The sequence below is a fragment of the uncultured Capnocytophaga sp. genome (assembly GCF_938029845.1).
GTDB lineage: Bacteria > Bacteroidota > Bacteroidia > Flavobacteriales > Flavobacteriaceae > Capnocytophaga.
Genome location: NZ_CALHGG010000127.1, coordinates 1 through 3,091 on the forward strand (window position 1 = coordinate 1; position 3,091 = coordinate 3,091).

Here is a 3,091-nt window from a genome sequence, read left to right on the forward strand (position 1 = left end):
GAAATGGTAAAGGATTCTGTGAGGGGTTTTTCTCCTGAGGCATCAAAATGCTCTCGATGTTTTACAAGGTAAGCCTCAGTGAATTTCAATTCTTTTAGAGTAGCTTCACTGTCTCTTTTTAAGAAAGTGATACTACCATCTTTACGTTCAAAAGAATTGGTCATCCACTCGAAGAAGTCGGCTTCTCCTGTGCTTTCGACTATTACATCAATTTTTCCACCACGTGTAACGGTAGAAGGACGACCTGTTGCATCTGTTTCTTGGAACAATGCATAGCTTACGCTAAGAACATTATATTCTTTGCCAGCTACTTTAAGTTTGGCTTTGAAAGACATACACTTAAAATTTAAAAATTAATAATTACATTAAAAAATCAAAAGAAAATTACACCCATTCATTGGTATGTTTGGCTGTACCCATTTCAATCTCTTTGGCAGAGAGCGTAAAGGTTTCTGTCAGCGGATTATCACCTGCTGCATCGAAATCTTCTTTGTACTTCACGATGTAAGCTTCTTTAAATTTCAGCTCTTTCAAAGTAGCCTCGCTGTCTCTTTTGAGGAAGATGATGCTTCCATCCTTGCGTTCGAAGGAGTTGGTCATCCACTCAAAAAGGTCGGTATCACCTGTGCTTTCCACAGTGATAGTAATTTTGCCACCTCTGGTAACCGAAGAAGGTCTACCTGTGACGTCGGTCTCTTGTAACATTCCGTAGTCCACGGAAACGATGTTGCGTTCTTTTCCCGCAACATTCAGTTTGCATTTAAACGACATAATTAAAATAAATTAAAATTTAATACTCAATAATACCAATTATGGAAATATATATAAAATGTCTCCAATGCCTTATGTTGGAATCTAAACCTTATATCTTTTTGCTTAGGATTAGATTTTCTTCATAAGAGGTACTTTACTTTTGTTCATATTCAGTATCCCATTCATTAGCATCAGTTCCCTTATGTCCATCCATCTTGATAAGGAAGTTTTTAGCAGGGAAATAAGGTTTCATATGAATATCTAAATAGATTCTGTCTTTTTGTCTAGGATCTTGTTCAAATCGTCTTATCTCAAAATTCTCAATAAGGTTTTTAGGACCTGTGATGCTATCCAAGAATTGGACAATTTGGTTCATAATATCCTTACGAGTAGTAGCTGTAAAATTCTCAAAAGCTCTACGGTTAAGGAAATCCATTAGCACTTTGGTTACATAGTCAAACACACGTACTACAGAATACGTTTGTAGTCCTAAGTTATCTCCATTGAACAATGTTTTGCCAGAGAAAGCCATTACTTTTCCGTATTCATTTACCATAGGGATAAGTCCTAAACTTTCTAAGTTGGCTATTTCACTTTTCTTCAGGTCAAAACGTACCCCATCTACTTCATTGATACCTCCAAATTTCTTTCCAGCAGTTACCTGAGACATCAATGTTTTATAGATTTTTCCAGCTAAAGCAGCGGAAGGAGGGACAAACAAATCGGTTGTTTCGCCTATTTCATTGAAACGACCTCTACCTACTAGCCAGTTGCAGGTCATTAGCACATTAGCACGATACACATCACCACCTGTGAGGTTTGCTTCCTCAAACATCTCCATTACATCATCGGGTTCGTCTAAGTGTTCAAAGTCAGTAACAAGCATTACTTTATTTTCATGAGCTATTTTTGCCCATTTCTCTACTACCATATTAGAACCTAAATAACCTGGAATCACTAACAAACCATAGTTATTTCTAAGGTCTAAACGGTCATAGTTATCAGAAAGCTCGGCGTGTATGGTATCTATAAAACGTGTATTATCAAGGTCTTTAAGTTGCTCTAAGGAAGCGTTCATCACTGTAACATTTTTGATTTTATCTTCCTCAGTATTTTTGTAGAACAAAGCTATAGTACGATAATTGGCTTCTAACTCACGAGTAGCCTCTACAGCATTGTATAAGTTTTTAGAAAGCAACTCTTCTGCTGATTTTTGTTGGTCTTCACAATGTGCAACCATTTCAACCAAAGAATCACTTTGTTTTAAGACACTTGCCCAAAGTTCTAAGGTTTTCTTTAGGGTATCTCTTTCTTTTTGCTTACTACTTTCGGTAAGGAATATCTTTCTACGAGCGTTTCTCTCAGGATTTACATTTTGTACATTCTCTATGGATGCTTCTAACAAATCAAAACCTCCATAACGCACTAATTTATCTAATGACTTTTCTAATGAAATAGGTGATTTCTTAACAGATTCTTGTCCTTGTGATGCTGTATTTGCTGTTTCTATTTTATTTGACATGACTTCAAATATTTAATTGTAAAATTGGGAAATTAACTCAACTCAGCTATTAGAGCTTCTAAAGTATCTTGTAGGGCTTTTTTAGCATCAGGATCTTCCAAGGCTGCTTTAAGGAGTTTATTTGTTTTTAGTTGTTTGATTATCTTCTGATATTGGTCTTTTTCTGTGGCCAATCCTGTAAGGAAAGTGCTTTGAGCAGTAATTCCTTTAGTGCCAAAATCTCCCAAATTCTTAAAGTTTAATTCTTCAACCTTCGTAGCTCCTTCACTATCTTCAAAATTCACCTTCATAGTAGGTTTAAAGTGCTCGAACACTTTATCTAAAGTATTGAGTCCTTCCACCAATTCAGGTTTTACAGGATTTTCCGCGCTCAACTTTTGAGCTATTAATGTGCGGTTTGGAGCTATTTCCAAAATAGCTTCACTTGCATCTATAGGCACCTCATTGCCCCCTATTCCTTTATTTACTAACATAGATTTCTATATTAAGAGAATTTTACTCTAAAAATAACATTTTGTACTTTTGTACTGCGCAAATGTAGTTTATTTAAATGGAATCTCCAAATTTTTCTTTGATTTTTTTCAAACTATTTTTCAATAAAAATATATTTATTTGATTATCAGCTATATAAACCATTCTATTTTTACAATAATTTAAGCTGTACAATCCTTGAAAACAAGATTTTTTTGTTTAAAGTAACTTTTTCGATCAATTACTTCTCAAAAATCCTATAAGGATAGATGTTCGTAGAAGACTTTTCTAACTTAATCAAGAAACTATCCTTTAAGTATTCCCATTCTGTTTCACTTACTTCTA

Annotated in this window: 4 protein-coding genes; all 4 read right to left on the bottom strand. The window is 34.7% G+C overall.

The features are described 5' to 3' along the window. Nucleotides 1-335, bottom strand: a 335-nt coding sequence (gene tssD / locus Q0625_RS09155; RefSeq protein WP_298826172.1) for a type VI secretion system tube protein TssD, incomplete at its 3' end; no start/stop codon positions are given. A 49-nt stretch (nucleotides 336-384) separates the two neighbouring features. Next, on the bottom strand, nucleotides 385-771 hold the full coding sequence (gene tssD / locus Q0625_RS09160) for a type VI secretion system tube protein TssD (protein WP_009411176.1): 387 nt from the start codon (nucleotides 769-771) through the stop codon (nucleotides 385-387). Between the two features lie 136 nt (nucleotides 772-907). After that, nucleotides 908-2,275, bottom strand: a complete 1,368-nt coding sequence (locus tag Q0625_RS09165; protein WP_298826183.1) for a DUF5458 family protein — start codon at nucleotides 2,273-2,275, stop codon at nucleotides 908-910. A gap of 32 nt (nucleotides 2,276-2,307) precedes the next feature. After that, the gene (locus tag Q0625_RS09170; protein ID WP_298826185.1) at nucleotides 2,308-2,748 is read right to left on the bottom strand and encodes a hypothetical protein; all 441 of its coding nucleotides are present in this window, start codon (nucleotides 2,746-2,748) and stop codon (nucleotides 2,308-2,310) included. Nucleotides 2,749-3,091: the final 343 nt, after the last annotated feature.

What these genes read in the sequence shown, in the direction of transcription:
- tssD (WP_009411176.1), bottom strand. Translation starts at nt 771, where the DNA reads ATGTCGTTTAAATGCAAACTGAATGTTGCGGGAAAAGAACGCAACATC.
- Q0625_RS09170 (WP_298826185.1), bottom strand. Translation starts at nt 2,748, where the DNA reads ATGTTAGTAAATAAAGGAATAGGGGGCAATGAGGTGCCTATAGATGCA.
- Q0625_RS09165 (WP_298826183.1), bottom strand. Translation starts at nt 2,275, where the DNA reads ATGTCAAATAAAATAGAAACAGCAAATACAGCATCACAAGGACAAGAA.